The sequence below is a fragment of the Dellaglioa sp. CoH-55-MRSF-8 genome, assembly GCF_056782195.1.
Window position 1 is genome coordinate 1 of record NZ_JBXAYH010000208.1, and the last position, 265, is coordinate 265.

Here is a 265-nt window from a genome sequence, read left to right on the forward strand (position 1 = left end):
GCATCGGAGAGCCCGAAATCGACCTTGATACGATTAGCGCCCAGTCACTACGTCTGGTCCGTTCGATTTTGATGCTTATCGCGCTGCTGTCGGTGATTGTCCTGTGGTCGGAAATCCATTCGGCCTTCGGCTTCCTTGAAAACATTACGCTGTGGGATGTGACATCTACGGTGCAGGGCGTTGAAAGTATTGAGCCTATTACGCTTGGCTCGGTACTCATCGCCATACTTGTGCTAATCATCACTACGCAGCTGGTTCGTAATTT

The 265-nt window shown here is 50.6% G+C and carries 1 protein-coding gene; it reads left to right on the plus strand.

All coding sequences use genetic code 11. From position 1 onward, the window contains the following. Positions 1 to 265 (plus strand): hypothetical protein (locus tag AC1RPW_RS08510; protein ID WP_481769529.1); only part of this gene is annotated, 265 nt, incomplete at both ends.